The organism is Rhizobium sp. AG855 (genome assembly GCF_003610655.1).
In the GTDB taxonomy this organism is placed as follows: Bacteria; Pseudomonadota; Alphaproteobacteria; order Rhizobiales; family Rhizobiaceae; genus Allorhizobium; species Allorhizobium wuzhouense.
This window is the reverse complement of the sequence record NZ_RAQG01000003.1, coordinates 2,188,186-2,208,816: the sequence shown is the minus strand read 5'-3', so window position 1 is coordinate 2,208,816 and position 20,631 is coordinate 2,188,186. Positions and strand designations below refer to the sequence as shown.

At 62.2% G+C, this 20,631-nt stretch carries 20 protein-coding genes; 4 read left to right on the top strand and 16 right to left on the bottom strand.

Features of this window, described 5'->3' with window-relative positions:
• Positions 1 to 90: 90 nt before the first annotated feature.
• On the bottom strand, positions 91 to 516 hold the full coding sequence (locus DFO46_RS10865) for a TIGR02301 family protein (protein WP_110793546.1): 426 nt from the start codon (positions 514 to 516) through the stop codon (positions 91 to 93).
• A gap of 1 nt (position 517) precedes the next feature.
• Positions 518 to 943 carry an NUDIX hydrolase gene (locus DFO46_RS10860; RefSeq protein WP_120277285.1) on the bottom strand — a complete coding sequence of 142 codons (426 nt, stop codon included), beginning with the start codon at positions 941 to 943 and terminating at the stop codon, positions 518 to 520.
• Between the two features lie 131 nt (positions 944 to 1,074).
• Between DFO46_RS10860 and DFO46_RS10855 the strand changes: the two genes are divergently transcribed.
• Complete coding sequence (locus DFO46_RS10855) at positions 1,075 to 1,839, top strand: SOS response-associated peptidase (protein ID WP_120277284.1); 765 nt, start codon at positions 1,075 to 1,077, stop codon at positions 1,837 to 1,839.
• 19 nt (positions 1,840 to 1,858) lie between these two features.
• Here the strand turns inward: DFO46_RS10855 and DFO46_RS23890 are convergent, their stop codons facing one another.
• The 3 genes from DFO46_RS23890 to DFO46_RS10845 all read right to left on the bottom strand — a co-directional run bounded on the left by DFO46_RS23890 (position 1,859) and on the right by DFO46_RS10845 (position 3,763).
• On the bottom strand, positions 1,859 to 1,996 hold the full coding sequence (locus tag DFO46_RS23890; RefSeq protein WP_165826357.1) for a hypothetical protein: 138 nt from the start codon (positions 1,994 to 1,996) through the stop codon (positions 1,859 to 1,861).
• 196 nt (positions 1,997 to 2,192) lie between these two features.
• Positions 2,193 to 3,053 carry a CDP-diacylglycerol--serine O-phosphatidyltransferase gene (gene pssA, locus DFO46_RS10850; RefSeq protein ID WP_120277283.1) on the bottom strand — a complete coding sequence of 287 codons (861 nt, stop codon included), beginning with the start codon at positions 3,051 to 3,053 and terminating at the stop codon, positions 2,193 to 2,195.
• 11 nt (positions 3,054 to 3,064) lie between these two features.
• Positions 3,065 to 3,763: a phosphatidylserine decarboxylase gene (locus DFO46_RS10845; protein WP_120277282.1), complete on the bottom strand. Its 699-nt coding sequence runs from the start codon at positions 3,761 to 3,763 to the stop codon at positions 3,065 to 3,067.
• Between the two features lie 335 nt (positions 3,764 to 4,098).
• On the opposite strand from DFO46_RS10845, the gene DFO46_RS10840 reads away from it, so the two are divergent.
• Complete coding sequence (locus DFO46_RS10840) at positions 4,099 to 5,277, top strand: GGDEF domain-containing protein (protein WP_120277281.1); 1,179 nt, start codon at positions 4,099 to 4,101, stop codon at positions 5,275 to 5,277.
• A gap of 16 nt (positions 5,278 to 5,293) precedes the next feature.
• Here DFO46_RS10840 and DFO46_RS10835 read toward each other — a convergent pair whose 3' ends face one another.
• Positions 5,294 to 7,183: an ABC transporter ATP-binding protein/permease gene (locus DFO46_RS10835; RefSeq protein WP_120277280.1), complete on the bottom strand. Its 1,890-nt coding sequence runs from the start codon at positions 7,181 to 7,183 to the stop codon at positions 5,294 to 5,296.
• Between the two features lie 115 nt (positions 7,184 to 7,298).
• Positions 7,299 to 9,443, bottom strand: a complete 2,145-nt coding sequence (locus DFO46_RS10830) for a LysM peptidoglycan-binding domain-containing protein (protein WP_120277279.1) — start codon at positions 9,441 to 9,443, stop codon at positions 7,299 to 7,301.
• A gap of 158 nt (positions 9,444 to 9,601) precedes the next feature.
• On the opposite strand from DFO46_RS10830, the gene DFO46_RS10825 reads away from it, so the two are divergent.
• Positions 9,602 to 10,222 carry a TIGR00730 family Rossman fold protein gene (locus DFO46_RS10825; protein WP_120277278.1) on the top strand — a complete coding sequence of 207 codons (621 nt, stop codon included), beginning with the start codon at positions 9,602 to 9,604 and terminating at the stop codon, positions 10,220 to 10,222.
• 17 nt (positions 10,223 to 10,239) lie between these two features.
• On the opposite strand, the gene rarD is transcribed toward DFO46_RS10825, so the two are convergent.
• Both rarD and DFO46_RS10815 read right to left on the bottom strand, forming a co-directional pair.
• Positions 10,240 to 11,136 carry an EamA family transporter RarD gene (rarD, locus tag DFO46_RS10820; protein ID WP_110793537.1) on the bottom strand — a complete coding sequence of 299 codons (897 nt, stop codon included), beginning with the start codon at positions 11,134 to 11,136 and terminating at the stop codon, positions 10,240 to 10,242.
• A 186-nt stretch (positions 11,137 to 11,322) separates the two neighbouring features.
• On the bottom strand, positions 11,323 to 12,228 hold the full coding sequence (locus DFO46_RS10815) for a LysR family transcriptional regulator (protein WP_120277277.1): 906 nt from the start codon (positions 12,226 to 12,228) through the stop codon (positions 11,323 to 11,325).
• A 100-nt stretch (positions 12,229 to 12,328) separates the two neighbouring features.
• Between DFO46_RS10815 and DFO46_RS10810 the strand changes: the two genes are divergently transcribed.
• The gene (locus DFO46_RS10810; RefSeq protein WP_120277276.1) at positions 12,329 to 13,501 is read left to right on the top strand and encodes an MFS transporter; all 1,173 of its coding nucleotides are present in this window, start codon (positions 12,329 to 12,331) and stop codon (positions 13,499 to 13,501) included.
• 147 nt (positions 13,502 to 13,648) lie between these two features.
• Here the strand turns inward: DFO46_RS10810 and cimA are convergent, their stop codons facing one another.
• From cimA to cysS, 7 genes are all read right to left on the bottom strand, one after another.
• A complete protein-coding gene (gene cimA, locus DFO46_RS10805) occupies positions 13,649 to 15,265 on the bottom strand; it encodes a citramalate synthase (protein ID WP_120277275.1) in 1,617 nt (538 codons plus the stop codon).
• A 151-nt stretch (positions 15,266 to 15,416) separates the two neighbouring features.
• Complete coding sequence (gene pip, locus DFO46_RS10800) at positions 15,417 to 16,376, bottom strand: prolyl aminopeptidase (protein ID WP_120277274.1); 960 nt, start codon at positions 16,374 to 16,376, stop codon at positions 15,417 to 15,419.
• Between the two features lies 1 nt (position 16,377).
• Complete coding sequence (locus DFO46_RS10795) at positions 16,378 to 16,869, bottom strand: GFA family protein (RefSeq protein WP_120277273.1); 492 nt, start codon at positions 16,867 to 16,869, stop codon at positions 16,378 to 16,380.
• Positions 16,866 to 17,333: a GFA family protein gene (locus DFO46_RS10790; RefSeq protein ID WP_120277272.1), complete on the bottom strand. Its 468-nt coding sequence runs from the start codon at positions 17,331 to 17,333 to the stop codon at positions 16,866 to 16,868. The genes DFO46_RS10795 and DFO46_RS10790 overlap by 4 nt, the downstream gene beginning before the upstream one ends.
• 127 nt (positions 17,334 to 17,460) lie before the next feature.
• On the bottom strand, positions 17,461 to 17,943 hold the full coding sequence (locus tag DFO46_RS10785; RefSeq protein WP_120277271.1) for a GFA family protein: 483 nt from the start codon (positions 17,941 to 17,943) through the stop codon (positions 17,461 to 17,463).
• Positions 17,944 to 18,160: 217 nt separating this feature from the next.
• The gene (locus DFO46_RS10780; protein WP_120278212.1) at positions 18,161 to 18,526 is read right to left on the bottom strand and encodes a DUF559 domain-containing protein; all 366 of its coding nucleotides are present in this window, start codon (positions 18,524 to 18,526) and stop codon (positions 18,161 to 18,163) included.
• A 316-nt stretch (positions 18,527 to 18,842) separates the two neighbouring features.
• Entirely contained in the window at positions 18,843 to 20,390 is a 1,548-nt protein-coding gene (gene cysS, locus DFO46_RS10775) for a cysteine--tRNA ligase (protein WP_120277270.1), read from the bottom strand.
• Positions 20,391 to 20,631 lie beyond the last annotated feature (241 nt).

The window sequence follows — 20,631 nt, the reverse complement described above, 5'->3', positions numbered from 1 at the left end:
TCCTCGAAGCACTCTTACTCAGGTCTTAACGACCGTATCAGCCTTTTGCCAAAACGACACGGGGTGAGGCCAAAAGAGGTGAATTAATCGTTAATTTCCATAGCGGGCGGTAATTTCTGTGGCGAGTGTTGCGCCTTCGATACGGTAATTCTCCTCTGCACGAACTGCGGCCTGGGTGCAAGAGGTATAGACTGCGGCAAATGACCGGTACCCGCGGTTGTAGGCCGCTGTCAGCTTTGCCCGGCGTTTTGGCTCGTCTTTCGTCTCGGTTTCCAGCAGAGCCTGGAGCGATTGCCGCCATTCCGGTTCTCCGGATGCATTGCAGAGGTTGCGCAGGTAATGCACCGCCCCGACGATCTCCGATAGCCGCCCGAGTCGGTCGTCATAGGGTGTCGGCTTCTCCGTTTCGACCGGTGGAGGGGGGCTAACAATCGTGGCGTCCTGCGCAGCCGCACTGATTGCGGTGAGCATGGCGGCTGCCAGAAAGATGGAAGACCGTTTGGTGAAATGCGCCATGTCAGCCTCTCCCCTCGGCGGCGGATGATGCGACGAGCTTCTGGACGCAGTCGCGCACGCTGGGTGGCACTGGCAGATCCTCGATCTCCTCCGGAAGGAACCAGCCGGCATCGGCGGCGTCGCTGCGCGCCACGGCCACGCTGTCGCTGTCCGCATCCACCCGAAAGACCGAGAGCAGATAATGGCTGCCGGCCACGCCGACTTCGGGCAGGAGTTCATAGGTTTCGAACAGGCGCGGATTTCGCCCGACGACGCCTGTCTCTTCCTCCAGTTCGCGCAGTGCCGTTTCGGCCGGTGTTTCGCCGGGCTCTGCCCGTCCGCCGGGAAAGGCATAGAGATCGGCTGCCGGCGGATTGCTCCGGCGCACGAGGAGAAAGCGCCCGGCCCGTTCGACGATGGCAGAGGAGGCGAGGCGGGGTTGGTTCATGCGGGACGGCTCCAGTCATTGGCGCTGCCCGGAAACGAAGCAGCGACGCGGGCGAATATCGCGGCTTTTCGCCAAGCCCGCAAGCGCGACCGGCGCTTGACCCTCGGGAGATCGGCTGCCATGAAAATCGGATGTGCGGACGTTTTGCTCTGACCGCGAGCCCGGAAGAGGTGCGCGAAATTCTCGGCCTGATGGAACTGGAAGGTTTTCCGGCGCGCTACAACATCGCCCCGACGCAGCCGATCCTCGTGGTGGTGGCGGGGCCACCGACCGAACCGGGCAGCAACCGGCCAGACCGCCTTGCGGTCCTTGTACGCTGGGGCCTGATCCCGTCCTGGGTGAAAGATCCTGCCGAATTCACACTGCTGATCAATGCACGCTCCGAGACGGCCATCGAAAAGGCTTCGTTCCGGGCCGCCATGCGTCATCGCCGCATCCTTGTGCCGACGTCAGGCTTTTACGAATGGCACCGCCCGTCGAAGGAAAGCGGCGAAAAGCCCCAGGCCTACTGGATCCGCCCGCGTCAGGGCGGGGTGGTGTGTTTTGCCGGATTGATGGAAACCTACATGTCGAAGGATGGGGCCGAACTCGATACCGGCTGCATCCTCACGGTCGGGGCCAACAAGACGATTGGCGCGATCCATGACCGCATGCCCGTGGTCATCGCGCCGGAGGATTTCACCCGCTGGCTGGACTGCCGCAACGGCGAGCCCCGCGACGTCGTCGATCTGATGAAACCGGCCCAGGAAGACCTGTTTGAGGCCATTCCAGTGTCCGATCTCGTCAACAAGGTCGCCAATGTCGGCCCGGAACTACAGATGCCGGTCGTTCCGCGCGCACAGCTCCAGAAGCCCGTCGCGGCAAAGCCTGACGACGGACAGATGAACCTGTTTTAGCGACGAGAGGCGAAGCGCCTCAGGCGACCTTGGGGGTCGGCTTGCGCTTCAGCATCAGAGCCGCGGCGACAACGGCCTTGAGGGCCAGCGGTCGGTAGTTGGCGGCGAGATTCTGATTTGCCGGCTTCTGCTGCTCGGCTTCGTTTGCGTTCGACATTGTCATTGTCCTCTGGATGATTCCTGACCCGGCATTTTGTTGTGCGGCTCTCTCTGTGGAGAACATGACAAAAGCGTGACCGAGTCTGTGACTCAAGTCAAATTTCGACAAAAGCGAAACAAAACGAGAGCCCCGCGCAAGCTTTTTGGCTTGGCGGGGCTCGGTTTGTAAATTTTTCGTTAAGTTTTCGGGGTTTTCACACGCCGCGATCTATTTCCGAGAGCCCCTTTTCGGCGCTTTCTTCCCCGATCGTCAGCGTCCCGTAGCGCTTGTGCCAGTTGCGTGCGCCGATCGGCAGCGAGCAGAGATAAAGCACCACCGTCACCACCAGAACTTCCCAGGTGAAGCTCATCAGCAGGGCAACGTAAAGCACGACACCGAGAATCATCGGGAAGACGAGATCGCGGCGGATATGGCTGGTCTCGGACTTGCCCGACCAGACCGGCAACCGGCTGACCAGGAGATAGGCGATCACGATCGTATAGACCGCGCTCGCATAGGCAAACGGCAGGGTCAGCTCGAACTGGAGGAAGCCGATATAGACAGGCAGCAGCACCAGGGCCGCTCCAGCCGGCGCTGGAACGCCGACGAAGAACTCCGATTGCCAGGGCGCCTTCGTCTCGCGATCGGCCATGACGTTGAAGCGAGCAAGCCGCAGACCGGCAGCGATCGTGTAGATGAGCGCCGCGATCCAGCCCAGAGAGCGGGCCTGATCGAGAACATAGACATAGAGCACGAGAGCGGGCGCCACGCCGAAATTGATGATGTCGGCGAGCGAATCCATCTGCGCGCCGAATTTCGACGTTGCCTTCATCATGCGCGCGATCCGGCCGTCGATGCCATCCAGAAAGGCAGCCAGCAGCACCATGGAGACCGCAAGCTCGTAGCGGTTTTCGAAGGCAAGCCGGATCCCTGTGAGGCCTGCGCAGATCGCAAGCACCGTAATCAGGTTGGGGATGACGAGGCGAAGCGGAATTTCACGCAGTCGTGGGCCGCGCGCATTCGGAGCCGCAGCCGGTGGGGTGCGTTCGTCGAGCGTGCTGTTCGGTGCGTCCATCTCGCCCTCCATCAAGCGCGGCGGCTTATGACCGGACCCTTGGTCGAGCCGAATTCGGCAAGCACGGTCTCACCGGCGATCGCCGTCTGGCCGACGGAGACGCGCGGCTCGGCGCCGGCCGGCAGGAAGACGTCAAGCCGCGAGCCGAAGCGGATCAGGCCGAAGCGCTCACCGGCATCCAGCGGTTCGTTGGGATTGGTCCAGCAAATGATGCGGCGCGCGACAAGGCCGGCGATCTGCACGACGCCGATGGCGCCGTGGCGGGTTTCGATGACGAGGCCGTTGCGCTCGTTGTCGGTGCTCGCCTTGTCGAGTTCGGCATTCAGGAACTCGCCTTCCTTGTAGGCGATGGTCGTCACCCGGCCGCGCATCGGGGCGCGGTTCACATGGCAGTTGAACACGTTCATGAACACGGTGATGCGCAGCATCGGTTCGTGGCCGAGCTGCAGTTCTTCCGGCGGTAGGCTCATCTGCACGGAGGAGACGCGACCATCGGCCGGGCTGATCACCAGATCGTCGTCCTGCGGCGTCACACGTTCCGGGTCGCGGAAGAAATAGGCACACCAGAGCGTCAGGATGAGACCGACCCAGAACAAGGGGTCCCAGAGCCAGCCGAGCACCAGCGACGCGACGAAGAAGGCAGCGACGAAAGGATAGCCTTCCTTGTGCACCGGCACGATCGTCTTGCGTATGGTTTCCAGCAGATCCATGAGTTCCTCAATCTTTGAAAAAGGGGTTGCCCGTGACTACCCCGAAAGATCGGCAGGGGCAATGCCGGGACGCAAATCAACTCTCGCCAGCGACGGATTGGCTGCCTTATCCGACGGTCTCGGAAAAAAATGGTGGAAAGAGAGATTGTCGAGACTCTGTCAATAATTACCCCCTAAAAAAAGGGTGACTGCATAAGCGAATTCTGTCGCTGCCGCCCAAGGAATCCAACTTGCGAACTGCTTTGAAGAGCAAAGAACTGACGGACCCAGGTTCCGCTGATGACTTGTGCTGGTTCTGTCTGAAAGGACGACCCGCGCCAGGGATCCTTGAGCCTTTGCGCGCCGTCTTCATCTCCAATCCTGCCGACATTGCGCCAGGTGCCGTCTGTTTCGTTTCGATTGGCACAGGCTCGCGCGGCCACGAACTTGCTCGTCTTCGAGCCATGCACCAGGACACCGTCTATCTGGTTGCGCTGACTGTCCAGGAGGCGGATGCGGCATTGCAGGCCGATCTCTTCGGAGCCGGCGCCGACGACATCCTTTGTGAGATGGACCCGCGACAACTCGTCTCCTGCCTGCTGCGCGCCAGGCGGCATCTGCAACTGCGCCAGCGTGAAGAACGCTGGCGTCAGGACATGCAGGCAAAACTGGACATCTGGCAGCATGGGCTCGACCAATTGCCGACCCCGATCTACGTGAAGGATGTGGAGGGACGATATCTCGTCTGCAATGCGGCCTTCGGGAATTTCCTCGGCTTGAGCAGCGACCGGGTCCTCGGACAGCGGCTGCAGGATTTCGTCCCGCCCGAGATGGCCGAGGCCTATCACGCCTCCGACCTGCAGCTGTTGCGCCAGGGCGGCGTCATGCGCACGGAAACGGATGTCTGCCTGCCCGAGACCGGCATGCGCCACATCATGGTGCACAAGGCTCGTCTCGATTCGGAAAGAGGCGAGATCCGCGGCGTCACCGGCGTCATCATCGACATTACGGAGCGCAAGGAACTGGAATCCCGGCTGATCGAAGCCGCCGAGCGGGATCCACTCACCAATGCCGCCAACCGCCGCAAGTTCTTCCAGGTGGCGTCCGAACAGATCGCGGCTGCGAAGCGTGAAACGATCCTCGCGGTTGCCGTGATCGATATCGACCATTTCAAGTCGATCAACGATGAGCTGGGTCACGCGGAAGGAGACGTAACTCTCTGCTCGATCGTCGACACCCTGCGGTCACAGGAGGCAGAGGGCATGCTGGTCGCCCGTGCGGGCGGCGAGGAGTTCTTCGCCTTCTTCCCGGAGCAGGCTGTTCCGACCGCATACGACATGCTGGAAACGGCCCGCCAGGACATTGCCCGCTATTGCCAGGTTCAGACCGGCGCCGGTGCCGCCGGCACGATCAGTGCCGGTCTCGCATACTTCAATCCGTCGGAGGAGACGATCGACCAGGCGCTGCGCCGCGCCGACATCGCGCTCTATCAGGCCAAGCGCGACGGCCGCAATCGGCTCTACCTCGCCGAGTGACGCCGACTGGTCCTTGTCAGACGGCAGGCGGGCGGCGGACCACCACACCGAGTTCGTCGCTTTCGCGGACCTGACGGAGCCGCTCTTCGGCCTGCGTCGCTTCCCGCTGGCGGTTCCACATCGAGGCGTAAAGCCCGTTCTGTTCGAGGAGCACGGCATGGCTGCCGCGCTCGGCAATCTCGCCGCCCTTCAGCACGATGATCTCGTCGGCATTGACGACGGTGGACAGGCGATGGGCAATCACCAGCGTCGTGCGGTTCTTGGAGACCACGTCGAGTGCTGACTGGATCTCGTGTTCCGTCGTCGTGTCAAGCGCCGAGGTTGCCTCGTCGAGGATCAGGATCGGCGGGGCCTTCAGAACGGTGCGGGCAATCGCTACGCGCTGCTTTTCACCGCCGGAGAGTTTCAGGCCCCGCTCTCCGACCTTGGTATTGTAGCCCTCGGGCAGTTCCTTGATGAAACGGGCGATCTGCGCCACTTCGGTCGCCTGCTCGATCTCGGCATCCGATGCGGCAGGGCGTCCGTAGCGGATATTGTAGGCGATGGTATCGTTGAACAGCACGGTATCCTGCGGCACCATGCCGATCACGGAGCGCAGCGATTTCTGCGTCACATCGCGCACATCCTGGCCGTCGATGGTGATCGAGCCCTCCTGCACATCATAGAAGCGGTAGAGGAGGCGGGAGATCGTCGATTTGCCAGCACCCGACGGACCGACCACGGCAACGGTCTTTCCGGCCGGTACCTCGAAGGACACGCCTTTCAGGATCGGCCGGTCGGGATCGTAATGGAAGTGCACGTCCTTGAAGGCAATCGCGCCCTTGTCGATGGAAAGGGCCGCAGCACCTGGTCTGTCGACCACTTCGGCTTCGACCTCAAGCAGGTCGAACATCTGCTCGATATCGGTGAGGCCCTGGCGGATTTCGCGATAGACGAAGCCGATGAAGTTGAGCGGCACCGAGAGCTGCATCAGCAGAGCATTCACGAAGACGAAGTCGCCGATCGTCTGGTCACCGCGCTGCACGGCGAGTGCCGACATGACCATGATCACCGCCGTGCCGATGCCGAAGATGACGCCTTGGCCGAAGTTCAGCCAGCCGAGCGAAGTCCAGACCTGGGTCGCCGACTTCTCGTAACGTGCCATCGACGCATCGAAGCGCTTGGCTTCCATCTCCTCGTTGCCGAAATACTTGACGGTCTCGAAGTTCAAGAGCGAGTCGATCGCCTTCGTGTTGGCGTCCGTGTCGCTGTCGTTCATCGCGCGACGAATGCCGATGCGCCAGTCCGACGCCCGGATGGTGAACCAGATATAGGCCCAGACGGTGAAGGCGGTGACGGCGAGGTAGGAGAAGCCGTAAGTCCACCAGAAGATCGCAGCCGTCAGCAGGAATTCGATGAGCGTGGGGATCGAGTTGAGGATCGTGAAGCGCACGATCGTTTCGATGCCCTTGGTGCCGCGCTCGATGATGCGCGACAGACCGCCGGTCTTGCGCTCCAGGTGAAAGCGCAGCGACAGCTGGTGCATATGCACGAAGGTCTTGTAGGCGAGCTGGCGGACCGCATGCTGGCCGACACTGGCAAACAGCGCGTCGCGCAGCTGGTTGAGGCCGACCTGGGCGATGCGGGTGACGTTGTAGAACACGACGAGGGCGACGGCACCGAGCAGGAAGGCGGGGAGAATGCCCGCCATGTCGAGCCTGCCGTTCAGCGCATCGGTCGCCCATTTGAAGAAATAGGGGACGAGGATCAGCACGAACTTGGACACGATCAGGAAGACCGTCGCCCAGACCACGCGCATCTTCAGGTCCATCCGGTCCGCCGGCCACATATAGGGCCACAGGTTGACCAGCGTTTCCGTCGGATTGCCGGAGTCGGCCGATACGGTCTTCTTCTTCTTGTCCGCCATTCCAGTCCCCGTCAGTCCGCTGTCCAGATAGATAAAAAGCGGCGACCCTGTGGGATCGCCGCTTCCGTCAATTAGGGTTTTGTCTGCCCCAATACAATGACCGGATCGTGAATGCTCAGTTCACCGGCTCACCGCGCAGGCGTTTGCGGTGGATTTCCTCTGCGTTCGGCAATGCATCCTTCGGCACCGTGAAGATCTGGCCCGGCGCGATCCGGTCCGGATTGCGGATCTGGTTCTCGTTGGCGAGGTAGATCGTCGTGTAGCGAACGCCCTGGCCATAGACGCGGCGCGAAATCTGCCACAGCGTATCGCCACGACGGATGATGACGCTGTTGTCGCTCTTGGCGAGAGGCGCCTGCTGGATCGTCTTCGGCGCAGCCGCGGTGTCGGCGCCAGTGGACGGGGCTGCGGCAGTTGCGGCAGGTGCCGCCGGGGTCGACGTCTCCGTTGCGGATGAATCGGCAGGCGGCGTCGGCTGATCGAGCAGGTCGCGGATCAGGGCGGTGAGCTTGGGCAGGATGGCACCAAGCCCATCGACGTCACCCGTGTTTACCGACTGCAACAGCGCAAGCGCTTCCTTCGCCTTTGCGCCATGGGCGGCGACGGAGGCCGTGAAATCGGCCGAAGCTGTCGAACCGGCGCGGAAACCGATGATCGACTGCAGGCCGAATTCGGTGGCGGAGCGCGCCGCAGCCAACTGCTCGAGGGCCGGCTTCTGCCCATTGGCATAAAGGCCTTCCAGGATGGTCAGCGCCTTGGTGAGCGAGATGCGCAGGCGTTCGAACTCGGCCTGTTCGGGGGTGGTTTGGGCAGCAGCGGCGTCCGGGGCCGGTGCCACGACGGAAACCTGCTCGCCTTCCGGCCGCTCGAACGGCACGGATGCGCGCACCACGACCTTGCCGGACGCATCCAGCAGCTCGACTTCGATGATATGACTACCAACCGAGAGAGCCATCGTCCCATCGATCACGAAATGGCCGCTGGCATCGGTCTTGCTCTCGCCGATCGTTGCCTTGTCGGCAAAACCGCGCACGGTCGATCCGATCGGAGCCTTGCCGGCCACGAAGATCCGGTCGCCTTCGATTTCGACGGCCGTCACCTGAATTTCGGCACTGATTACCGCCGGAGACGTGGTTGCAGCGGGCGTCTCGCTCGCCGATGGCGCGGCCGCTGCCGCCGCCACGTCGCCACCGCCAGCGGGGATCGTCGGAGCGGAACCGGCGAGCTGGCTCGACGCGGCGGGCAGGTCGGGCAGACCGCTTGCCGAAGGGGCGGCGGTCTCGGCCGTCGGAGTTGCCGCAGCCGCACTGGCTGGCGGCACTGAGGTCGATGCGGCGGGGGCAGCTGACGGGGCAGGGGCGGCAGCATCAGCCGCGCCCGGCAGGGTGATCAGGCGGCTTGCCTTGCCCGGCGTGGAGACCATGGCGAGAAGTTCACCCTTGCCACCCTCCGGAACGGAAATGGTGGCCACTTCCTCCGAGGTCACGGTCTTGCCATCGGCGCCGGTGGCACGGATCTGCAGCGAATGGTCGCCAGGCGGCAGAGGATTGTCGAGGACGGCGGCGAAGTCGCCCGTGCCGTCAACCGTCTGGGACGAGATGACGTCATTGCCGTTGATGATCTCGACCTTTGCTCCCGGCGCAGCATTGCCGGCAATCACGGTGGAGCCATCGGGTTCGACACGCAGCACGTCGAAGCGCGGAAGATCCGATGCGGCGGCGTCGGCAGCCGGTGCCGCGGCAGTCTCGACCGGCTTGCCGAGCAATGCGTCCTTGATCGAGGCGACGAGGCCCGCGGCCTTGGCCGGATCGTCCGGCAACTGCTGGATCATCGAGAGCGCCTTGGCGGCATCGGCCTGCAGGGCCTTGATCGTTTCGGCAAGCTTGGCGTCGAGCCCTTCCGGCACGTCGATGGCGGCGAGCGCCGAAACAGCACCCTGTGCCAGCGTCTTGGCCGCGCTATAGGCTTCCACGCCCGGCGTGCGGCCATCGGCGAAGAGTGCGTTGATGCCATCCACGGCCTTGACGGCCTCAGCCTTCAGGCGGTCCATCTTCTGGGCGGCCGCATCGGCGATGTTGGCGGTAGCTGTCTCGGCGGTCGCTGCGGCCTGATCGGCGGCAGACTTGACAGCGTCAGTCGCCGCGCTGATGGCAGGTGCCGTCTCGCTCGACGGGTTCAGCCGTGGCATGATGACAAAGACCATCAGCAGGCTGACGATGGCAAGTACAAGCAGGACCACCCAGAGGGCACGGTTCTTCATATCTCAAGTCTCCCGGCGGAACAGCCGCCATATCCCTTCGAATTGCTAGCCTTAACCGCTTGTTTCGACAAGCGTCGGGACCTGATTCCGCCCCGCTTGCCTCGGGTTTTCAGCCAATTTTGTTGACCTTGCTGCCGCCAGACTGTTTTTTGGCCCGCATGAGCGAAGAAAACACCCCGATTCGATCCGTCTGCGTCTATTGCGGCTCCCAGCCCGGACGCGATCCTGCTTTCATGGATGCAGGCCGTGCCTTCGGCCGGTCGCTCGCCGAAAACGGGCTGCGGCTGGTCTATGGCGGCGGCACCAAGGGCATCATGGGGGCGGTCGCCTCGGGCGTTCTGTCTGCCGGCGGTCATGTCACCGGCATCATCCCGGAATTCCTCGTCGACATGGAAGCGACGCGCCATTCGCTGGGACAGCTCAACGAGCTGATCATCACCAGGGATATGCACGAGCGCAAGCATGCGATGTTCGAACGTTCGGATGCGTTCGTGACCTTGCCCGGCGGCATAGGTACGCTCGAGGAGATCGTCGAGATCATGACCTGGGGCCAGCTCGGCCGTCATGAAAAGCCGATGGTCTTCGCCAATGTGAATGATTTCTGGAAGCCGATGCTGGAGCTGATCGACCACATGTCGACTTCGGGCTTCATCCATACCGCGCATCGCGTGCGGCCGATGGTGATCGACCGCATCGAGGATATCGTCCCGGCGATTGAGGGTCGATGGGCCGAGGCTGGAGCGCCCGAAGGCGATCCGGCAACCATTGCGAGGCTTTGAGGCCGCAGACGCGCGCCTCAGCGGCGCTTCAGCATCGGCAATGTGTAGATGATCAGCGCCACCCAGATCAGCGGGAAGGCGATTGCCTTGGCCGGGCTGAAGGGTTCCTTGAACACGAAGACGGCGGTGATGAAGATCATCGACGGCGCGATGTATTGCATGATGCCGATGGTCGAGAGGCGGAGAAGCTTCGCGCCGTTGGCATAGAGGATCAGCGGCACCGCGGTGACGAAACCGGCCGACGCGAGCAGCACGGTGTCCATCGTGTTGCCCGTCATGAAATGCCCGCCGCCCTGAATGTTCAGGTAGACCAGATAACCGAGGGCAAAGGGCGAAAGCAGCAGCACCTCCAGAAGGAAGCCCTGGTTGGGGCCTATCGGCAGGGTCTTGCGGAAGAAGGCGTAGAAGCCCCAGGAGAAGGTCAGCGCGAGCGCCACGATCGGAAGGCGGCCGGCTTCGACCGTCAGGATGACCACCGCCAGAACGACCAGCGCAAGGGCCGCGATCTGGGCGCGCTGCAGCTTCTCCTTGAGGAGGATCGCACCGAGCAGGATCGAGAACAGCGGGTTGATGAAATAACCGATGGCCGTGTCAAGCGCATGGCCCGCGCCGATCGCCCAGACATAGATCCCCCAGTTGACGCTGATCAGCGTCGCCGTCACCGCCGCCATGCCGAGCATCCGGGGATTGCGGATCGCCCGCTTCAGGTCGTCGGTGCGTTTAAGGACGATCAGCAACAGCCCAGCGACGGGGATCGACCACAGGATTCGATGCGCGATGACCTCGGCCGGCGAGATATGCGCCAGAGCCTTCATGTAGATCGGCAGGAAGCCCCACAGCAGATAGGCGGAGAGGGCGAACAGGAAGCCGTTCAGGCTGTCCTTGTTCTCTGCAGGGAGGGAGGCGTCGGCCATGGTGTTTCCTGACTTTTGTTATGCTTGGAAACGGAATTACGCCTCAAGGGTTGCAGGCACCAATTCATTTCTGTGAAGAATCGTTCAGGCAGGCCGATCATTTGAGCCCTAGCAAATCGCTAAAGCTGACGCTGTCAGTCGGTGCCACGCGACTTTGACCGGTTTCCAGCGGCGACGGCTTGATGGTCAGGACACCCGGCCATGCTCGGCAAGATAGTCGAGCATGGTGCGGATCCGGGCAGGCAGGTGTCCACCCTGGCCCACATAAACGGCATGAAATGGTTCCTTGCGTCGAGTGAGAGCGCTGTCGAGAACGGTGACCAGCCGACCTGCCTCAAGATCCTCCGCCACCGTGAAATGCGCCAGTTGTGCAAGTCCCGCGCCACCGATTGCGAAGTGACGCAAAGCCTCGCCGTCACTTGCGCTGAGCCGGCCGGCAACCGGGACCTCCACGATCGCATCGCCTTCCGCCACTGGCCACTCCCTGACAGCGCGGACGTAGCCGAAGCCCAGCCGACAATGCTGCTCCAGATCAGCGGCAGTTTTCGGGACACCGTGTTTCTCGAGATAAGTGGGTGAGGCGACAATCACCAGCGGAGTCTCGCCAAGTTTGCGAGCCCTGAGGCTGGAACTCGGCATGGCGCCCGCGCGCACCGCGATATCCGCCTTCTCGGCCAAGAGATCAACGACGAGGTCCGTTTGAATAACCTCGACCGAGATGCCGGGATATGTTTCGAGGAAACGGCCGAGGATCCGGGCAAGCACGTGGGTGCCGTAGGCGGCGCTGGTATTGATGCGGATCACACCCCGCGGATCGTCGTGTGACGAGGCGCGGCGTTCGGCCTCATCCATGTCTGCAAGTATGCGTACCGAATGCTCGTAGAACGTCTGGCCTTCCGGGGTGAGAAGCAGTTTGCGCGTGGTACGGTTCACCAACCGCGTCCCGAGACGTCCTTCAAGACGCGCGACCAGCTTGCTGATGGCGGACGGCGTCATGCGCAACTGGCGCGCCGCGGCGGAAAAACCGCCACGCTCGACAACCTGTACGAACACCTCCATTTCGCCCGATCTGTTGATGTCTGCTCTGGCCATTGTGAATTCATTTCATGAATGTTGTGAGATTTCGCATACTATTTCATCGAGGGCTTGCCGTCTATCTGAAGTGCATCCAACCACCACAGGGATGTTCTCAATGCCTCTCGCACTCTATGCTCTCACCGTCGGTGCCTTCGGCATCGGCGTCACAGAATTTGTCATCATGGGTCTGCTGATCGAAGTGGGCGCTGATCTCGGCGTATCGATCGCCGCGGCCGGGCTCTTGATCTCTGGTTACGCACTCGGCGTCGTGTTCGGCGCTCCGATCCTCACTGCCATTTCCAGCCGCTGGCGACGCAAGACTGTTTTGATCGCGCTCATGGTCATTTTCACCATCGGCAATGCGGCCTGTGCGCTGGCTCCCACTTACGAGACCTTGATGCTCGCACGACTCGTTGCCGCACTCGCCCATGGCACCTTCTTCGGCGTTGGGTCGGTCGTTGCGACAAGCCTCGTCGCTCCTGAACGACGCGCATCGGCGATCGCCGTCATGTTCACCGGTCTCACCGTCGCCAACATCGCGGGCGTCCCCTTCGGAACCTGGCTTGGACAGGAATACGGCTGGCGCATGACCTTCTGGGCGGTTGCCGTCGTAGGGCTCATCGCCCTTGCCGTGCTTGCAATCTTCGTCCCACGAGACGAACAGAACCCCGAGCCGCAGGACTGGCGCTCCGATCTGGCGACCATGGGGCGCCCGCAGGTGCTCATCGGTCTCGCCGTCACGGTCCTCGGCTATGCTGGTGTCTTCACGGTCTTTACCTACATCGCCCCTGTCCTGACGCAAGTGACGGGATTCTCCGACGCGGCCGTCTCGCCCATCCTTCTGGTCTTCGGAGGTGGGCTTATCCTTGGCAACCTCGTGGGCGGAAGGCTCGCTGATCACAATCTCGACCGTTCGATCCTGCTCACGCTTCTGGCTCTCGGCTTTTCGCTGGTCCTCATGTTTTTCCTGCTCGGCGACAAGTCTCTCACCGTAGCCTTGGTCGGACTGGTGGGCGCGGCAGGCTTCGCCACAGTTGCGCCCCTGCAGATGCGTGTCCTGGAAAAGGCGGAAGGCGCGGGGCAGGCCCTGGCGTCGAGCTTCAACATCGCGGCCTTCAACCTGGGCAATGCCGTCGGCGCCTGGATCGGCGGGGTCGCCATCGATCGTGGACCGGGCCTGGCGGCCCTGCCGCTGGTGGCGGCAGTCTTCCCGCTGGCTGCACTTGCGCTCAGCGTGGTCGCACAGCGCCGCGAACGCAAGGCCCTGGCCCACGCCGGTGCCTGCTGAGCCCCAGAGCATGTCCGGCGAAAACGGAGTCGCCTTCAATGCTCTATGTCTTTGTTTTCACGCAATTCCGGCCGCAAAACCGCTTCGCACTTTTGCTGGAATTGCCCAAAGTCTGCTCGACTGGCAGGCAGATCGCGCCGGGAGGTCTTACTCCGCCGCGATCTGGCCGGCCAGTTCGCGGTTCTTCATCAGCTTGTAGACGATCGAATCCATCAGCGCCTGGAAGGAGGCGTCGATGATGTTTTCCGACACGCCGACCGTCCACCAGCGGGCGCCTGACGCATCGGTCGATTCGATCAGGACGCGGGTGATGGCTTCGGTGCCGCCGTTCAGGATACGAACCTTGTAGTCCGCCAGTTCGAGATCGACGATCTCGCTCTGGTACTTGCCGAGATCCTTTCGGAGCGCGATGTCGAGTGCGTTGACCGGGCCGTCGCCTTCGGCAACCGACATCACCATTTCGCCATCGACAAGCACTTTGACCACGGCCTCGGAGACGGTCTTCAGCTGGCCATGGCTGTCGAAGCGGCGCTCGACCATCACGCGGAAGCTTTCGACCGCAAAAAACTCGGGCACGCTGCCCAGCGTCTTCAGTGCCAGTAGTTCAAAACTCGCATCGGCCCCCTCATAGGCATAACCCGAGGCTTCGCGCTCCTTGACGACCGAGATCAGCGTGTCGAGCTTCGGATCGTCCTTGGCAACCGTGATGCCGCGACGCTTCAACTCGTTGAGAAAATTGGCCTTGCCGCCCTGGTCCGACACCATGACCTTGCGGAAATTGCCGACACTTTCCGGCTCGACATGTTCGTAGGTCTTCGGATCCTTCAATAGCGCCGAGGCATGGATGCCGGCCTTGGTGGCAAAGGCCGAGCCGCCGACATAAGGCGACTGGTGGTTCGGTGATCGGTTGAGCAGCTCGTCGAAGGCGCGCGACAGCCGGGTCAGCCCCACGAGCTTTTCCCGGTCGATCGAGGTCTCGAAGCGCGACGCATAGGTTTCCTTCAGACAGAGCGTCGGGATGATCGTGACGAGATCGGCATTGCCGCACCGCTCGCCGATGCCGTTCAGCGTGCCCTGAATCTGGCGCACGCCGGCTTCCACGGCGGCGAGCGAATTGGCGACCGCCTGGCCGGTATCGTTATGGGCATGAATGCCGAGCGAGGAGCCGGGGATGCCGGCTGCAATGACGGCAGAGACGATCTCGCGGATCTCCGGCGGTTGCGTGCCGCCATTGGTGTCGCAGAGCACCACCCAGCGCGCCCCGGCGTCATAGGCTTGCTTGGCGCAGGCGAGGGCGTATTCGGGATTGGCCTTGTAGCCGTCGAAGAAATGTTCGCAATCGACCATGGAAAGTTTGCCCGCTTCGACCACGGCCTTGACGCTCTCGCGGATGCTTTCGAGGTTTTCCTCGTTGGTGCAGCCGAGCGCGACCTTGACGTGATAGTCCCAGCTCTTGGCGACGAGGCAGATCGCATCCGCCTTGGCCTGCAAGAGCTGGGTCAGACCCGGATCGTTAGAGGCCGACACACCGGCGCGTTTGGTCATTCCGAAGGCAACGAAACCCGCCTGTTTCGTCCGCTTCTTTGCAAAGAAACTCGTATCCGTCGGGTTCGCACCGGGATAGCCGCCCTCGACATAGTCGAAGCCGAACTCGTCCAGCATGGCCGCAATCGCGATCTTGTCTTCGACCGAAAAATCGACGCCCGGCGTCTGCTGGCCGTCGCGCAGTGTCGTGTCGAACAGGGTGATCTTTTCGCGTGTCATGCTGTTTTCCTCAGGCAACTTGGTAATGCTAGCCCCTCATCCGGCTGCCGCCACCTTCTCCCCGCAGGCGGGGAGAAGGACGATGCGGCACCGCTTGCGCCCCCTCTCCCCGCTTGCGGGGAGAGGGTAGGGTGAGGGGCAATTCTCAAATTTAACTCTTCCCCGCAAACCGATCCGTCGCCCGGATCAGCTGGTCGAGGATGCCGGGTTCGAGATAGGCATGCCCCGCCCCCTCGATCAGGTGGAAATCCGCCTTCGGCCAGGCCTTGTGCAACTGCCACGCATATTTCGCCGGGCAGGGCATGTCGTAGCGGCCGTGGATGATCACGCCGGGAATGTCGGCGAGCTTGTAGGCATCGCGCAGCAATTGTCCGTCTTCCATCCAGCCGTCATGGACGAAGAAATGGTTCTCGATGCGGGCGAAGGCGAGGGCGAATTCGGCTTCGCCGAAATGCGCCGAATAGTCGGGATTGGGCAGCAGCGTGATCGTCTCACCTTCCCAGTTGCTCCAGGCAATCGCGCAACGCAACTGCTCCTCTCGATCGGTGCCGGTGAGCCGGCGGCGATAGGCGGCCATCATCTCGTGGCGCTCATTTTCCGGGATCGGGGCAATGAAGCGCTCCCACTTGTCGGGGAACATTTCGGACACGCCGAACTGGTAGTACCAGTCGAGCTCGGGCCGGGTCAGCGTATATATGCCGCGGAGCACGAGTTCTGACACCCGCTCCGGATGCGTCTCGGCATAGGCAAGCGCCAGCGTCGAGCCCCAGGAACCGCCGAAGACCAGCCATTGCTCGACGCCCATCATCTCACGCAGCCGCTCGATGTCGGCAACGAGATGCCAGGTGGTGTTGGCTTCGATCGAGGCATGCGGGATAGACTTGCCACAGCCACGCTGGTCGAACATCAGAACGTCATAGAGAGCGGGGTCGAACAGGCGGCGATTGCCGGGGCCCGTCGCACCGCCCGGTCCGCCATGCAGGAAGACAGCGGGCTTGGCGCCCCGGGTACCGACACGTTCCCAATAGACCGTGTGGCCGTCGCCGACATCGAGCATGCCGGTCTCATAGGGCTCGATCTCGGGATAAAAGCCGCGCAATTCTGTCGTCATGTCAAATGTCCTTCTTCGGCGGCCAGGCCACCGTATCGTGATCGGGATGCTGGCGCGAGGTCGCCGCAATCCCGGCCGTGCCCGCCGGCAGGTCCGAGCGGTCGGTTTCGTTTTGCGGAAGTTGGAAGAGGTTGTCGAAATAGGAAACGCGGCTCTCGACCCCGTCCTGCGAGACGGGCTCGACGAGATCAGGCTTGTCGAGGCTGCCGATCGTCACGCTGATGTACGGCGAGCCCTTGGTGCGGAAGAAGAGCGGCGTGCCGCAATCCCGGCAGAAACCGCGCCCGCACGGGTCCGATGACTGGAACCAGCTGGGTTCGCCGCGCATCAGGAGGAAATCCTCCTGTCGCGAGCCGGCCAGCGCCATGAAGAAATTGCCGCTCGCCTTCTGGCACATGCGGCAGTGACAGATATGCGGATAGCCGAGCTCGCCCGCTATTCTGTAGCGGATCGCGCCGCACTGGCAGCCACCCGAATGCACTTGGCGGGTCATTGATCATCCTCCGGTGGCCATTGGGCCGTGTCGTGGTCCGGGTGCTGGAAGCTTTCGATCGAGGCGAAGAAGGCCTCATACTCGGGGCTGGTATAGACAGGCTTCTCGAAGAGCTGATCGATCCAGGGCAGGCGCAGGTGATGGTTCACCTGGATCTGCGGCTCGAAATGCTCCGGGTGGTCGAAGGCGCCGATCGCGAGTTCGACGCCGCCGGGATGCTGATAGGTGAGCGGCGTGCCGCATTTGGCGCAGAAGCCACGCTTCACCTTGGCCGAGGAACGGAAAAGCATCGGCTGTCCGCGCGTCCAGGTCAGGTGTGCCTGGTCGGCGGTGACGAAGGCGCCGAAGAAGGAGCCGAACTGCTTCTGGCACATGCGGCAATGGCAGATCGACGGCCGGCCCAGCTTCGACGCCTGGAACCGCACCGCACCGCACTGACAGCCGCCGGAATGAACGTCGCTCATGCCTACTCTCCTTATCGCATCGTCATGTAAAGGGTGACGCCGATGATGACGGCGGCAATCAGCACGCCCTTGGCGATCAGCCCGTAGAGCAGCCATTTTGGCATCTTCGTATTGGGATTCGGCTGGGTCATGGCGTGGGCTCCGGCCACTGCTCCGTGTCCCGGTCCGGATGCTGGTAGGACACGACGTCGGCCAGAAAGGGCGCGTCTTCGAGATCGTCGAGCGTCGAGCGCTGCGGCAGAGTGGGGATGGTATCCACGAAGGACAGCTTGCACTCGACCCCGAACTGAATGGTCGGCGGCAGCTGCGAGGGATCGTCGAAGGCGCCGGCCGCCAGCGACAGGCCATCGGGCGCCTCATAGGTAAGCGGCGTGCCGCAGTTCTCGCAAAAGCCGCGTTTCACGAAGTTGGACGAGGCGAAGCGCTTCGGCGCGCCCCGCGTCCAGGTGACCTCGGCGTCGCCGACGGCAACGAGCGGCGCGTAATAGGCACCGAACGCCTTCTGGCACATGCGGCAGTGACAGACGGAGACATCCTTCGGCGCCCCCTGCATGCGGAAGCGCACGGCGCCACACTGGCAGCCGCCGGAGAGGGTGAGAGGGGAGGTCATGGGGATGGCCTCCTCGGATGGTGGGTGCAGTTACCCCCCTCTGTCACTTCGTGACATCTCCCCCACAAGGGGGGAGAGTGGGGCCGCTGGCGCTTTGCCACCCTTACATCTAAGCACCATAAACGGATCGCCACGGCCGCAGCAACCGGCTCTCCCCCCTTGTGGGGGAGATGCCCGGCAGGGCAGAGGGGGGTAACGCACGCGCCAAGCGAAGCCATCACGCCCCCTTGCCCGCAACGATCACGATATGCTGACAGACATTGTCGATATCCCGCAACACGTCGTCGTTCCAGAACCGCAGCACCGTCCACCCGTCCTGCTCCAGCCGTCGCGTCCGCATCGCATCGTAGGCGATATCAGCATCGTTCCCGTGCTGAGACCCGTCTACCTCCACAATCAGCTTATGATCGGAGCAGGCAAAATCGACGATAAAACCTGCGATCGGCACCTGTCGGCGAAAGCTGAGGCCCATCAGGCGATGGGCGCGCAGGCAGCCCCAGAGTTTGCGCTCGGCATCTGTCATTTCGCTGCGCATGCGCTTTGCATGGGCGCGGCGCTGTGGCGGGACGGGTGCGTGCGGCATGACGGCTTCCATCACCGATTTTAACTGGTGGGAAGACTGTCTTTGGTTGCGCGTTCTGGCAAGGGGCGTGGTCGGCGTTGTGTGTGGGCTACCCCCCTCTGTCCTGCCGGACATCTCCCCCACAAGGGGGGAGAGCGGGACCCCGCCGACCTCGGAACCAGCGGTAAGCCGCAGAAAGATCGAACAAGATCTGTGTTTCCGAAGCTGTCGGGTTGAGGTCGTGTGCCGCAGCGCATGCGTCCCCACTCTCCCCCCTTGTGGGGGAGATGTCACGAAGTGACAGAGGGGGGTAACACGCACCGCAGCCGAAACCATCCTACCGCTTGACCTCCCAGCTCGTCACCCGCTCGCCGGTCTCCTTGTCCTTGCCATCCTTGAGCTGAATGCCCTTCTCGGCCAGCTCGTCGCGAACGCGGTCTGCCTCGGTAAAGTTCTTCGCCTTCAGCATTTCCAGACGCAGATCGACCAGCGCCTGGACGGCGGTGGAGAGGTCGTCGCTGACTTCGGTACGCTTCTCGACCTTAAAGCCAAGTAGTCCCGCTGATCCAACCAGCAAAGCTTGCAAATCTCGGATATCAGCTTCGAGCGATGTGCCATCGTCGTTTCTTTGCTCATGGCGCAAAACATTAATTCGGCTAGCCAGATTCGAAATTGACTGCAATGCTTTGGGTGACATCAGATCATTGGCGAGGGACTCCAGTACTTCGCCATCGATCTTAGCTGCCGAGGGTTGTGCTCCCTCAGCAGCTGTCCTCCATTTGTCGATGATGTTGGACGCCTCGACGAGCTTGTTCACCGAAAAATCAATCGGTTCGCGGTAATGCGTCATCAGCATGGCAAGCCGCAGCACTTCGCCCGGCCAAATCCGTCCACCGAATGTCTCCGTCGCGAGCAACTCGTTGATCGTGACAAAGTTGCCTTCCGACTTCGACATCTTGCGGCCTTCGACCTGCAGGAAGCCGTTATGCATCCACACGGTTGCCATCAGGTCGTTGTCGAAGGCGCAGCAGGACTGGGCGATCTCGTTTTCGTGGTGCGGGAAGATCAGGTCGAGGCCACCGCCATGAATGTCGAACTGGTGCGGCTTGGCCTTGGCTTTCGGCGACAGCCGGTCCTTGATCTCTTCCCAGAGATAGCGGTCGGACATGGCAGAGCATTCGATATGCCAGCCGGGGCGCCCGTAGATCGCATGGGTCTTGCCCTCGAAGCTGTAGCTTGCCGGCCAGCCGGGTTCAGTGTCTTCGGACTGTTTCCACAGCACGAAATCGGCGGGGTTCATCTTGTGGTTTTCGACGGCCACGCGCGCGCCCGCCTGCTGGTCTTCCAGCTTGCGCTTCGACAGCATGCCGTAATCCGCCATGGAGGCGGTCGAAAACAGCACTTCATGCCCTTCCGAACCGGTCGCCACATAGGCATGGCCCATGTCGAGCAACCGCTGGATGATGATGATCATCTGGGCAATGTTGTCGGTCGCGCGCGGCTCCACGGTGGGCTTCAGGCAGCCGAGAGCGGCAACGTCCTCGTGGAACTGGCTCTCCGTCTTGCCGGTGACGGCCCGGATCGCCTCGTTGAGGCTCATCGAGCCATCGGCGATCTGCGATCCGAAATCGCGCAGGGCGCGCGCGTTGATCTTGTCGTCGACGTCCGTGATGTTGCGCACATAGGTAACCTTGTCCGCGCCATAGGTGTGGCGCAGCAGCCGGAAGAGCACATCGAAGACGATGACGGGCCGCGCATTGCCGATATGGGCAAAGTCATAGACGGTCGGCCCGCAGACATACAGGCGCACATTATCGGGGTCGATCGGTTCGAAATCGACCTTGTCGCGTGTGAGCGTGTTGTAAAGCTTGAGGCCGCCGGCCATGTGAAACTCCCAGAACGAATGATACCCGGCTGGACCGGGTCGTTTGTCATCTGGGTCTATGCAGGAGACGAAAACGGCCAGGCCAGCGAAGCGCTAGCGAATAATGGTCCCGCAAATGATGCAGAGGCGCGTTTTCATGGGCGCTGTTATGGCGCGGGTCCGGGTTTTGGTCAAGGGCGGTTGCGCGCTCAAGGCGAAGCGGCAAGAGGGGCTGTCCACATTAACACCATATGCGGGTAAG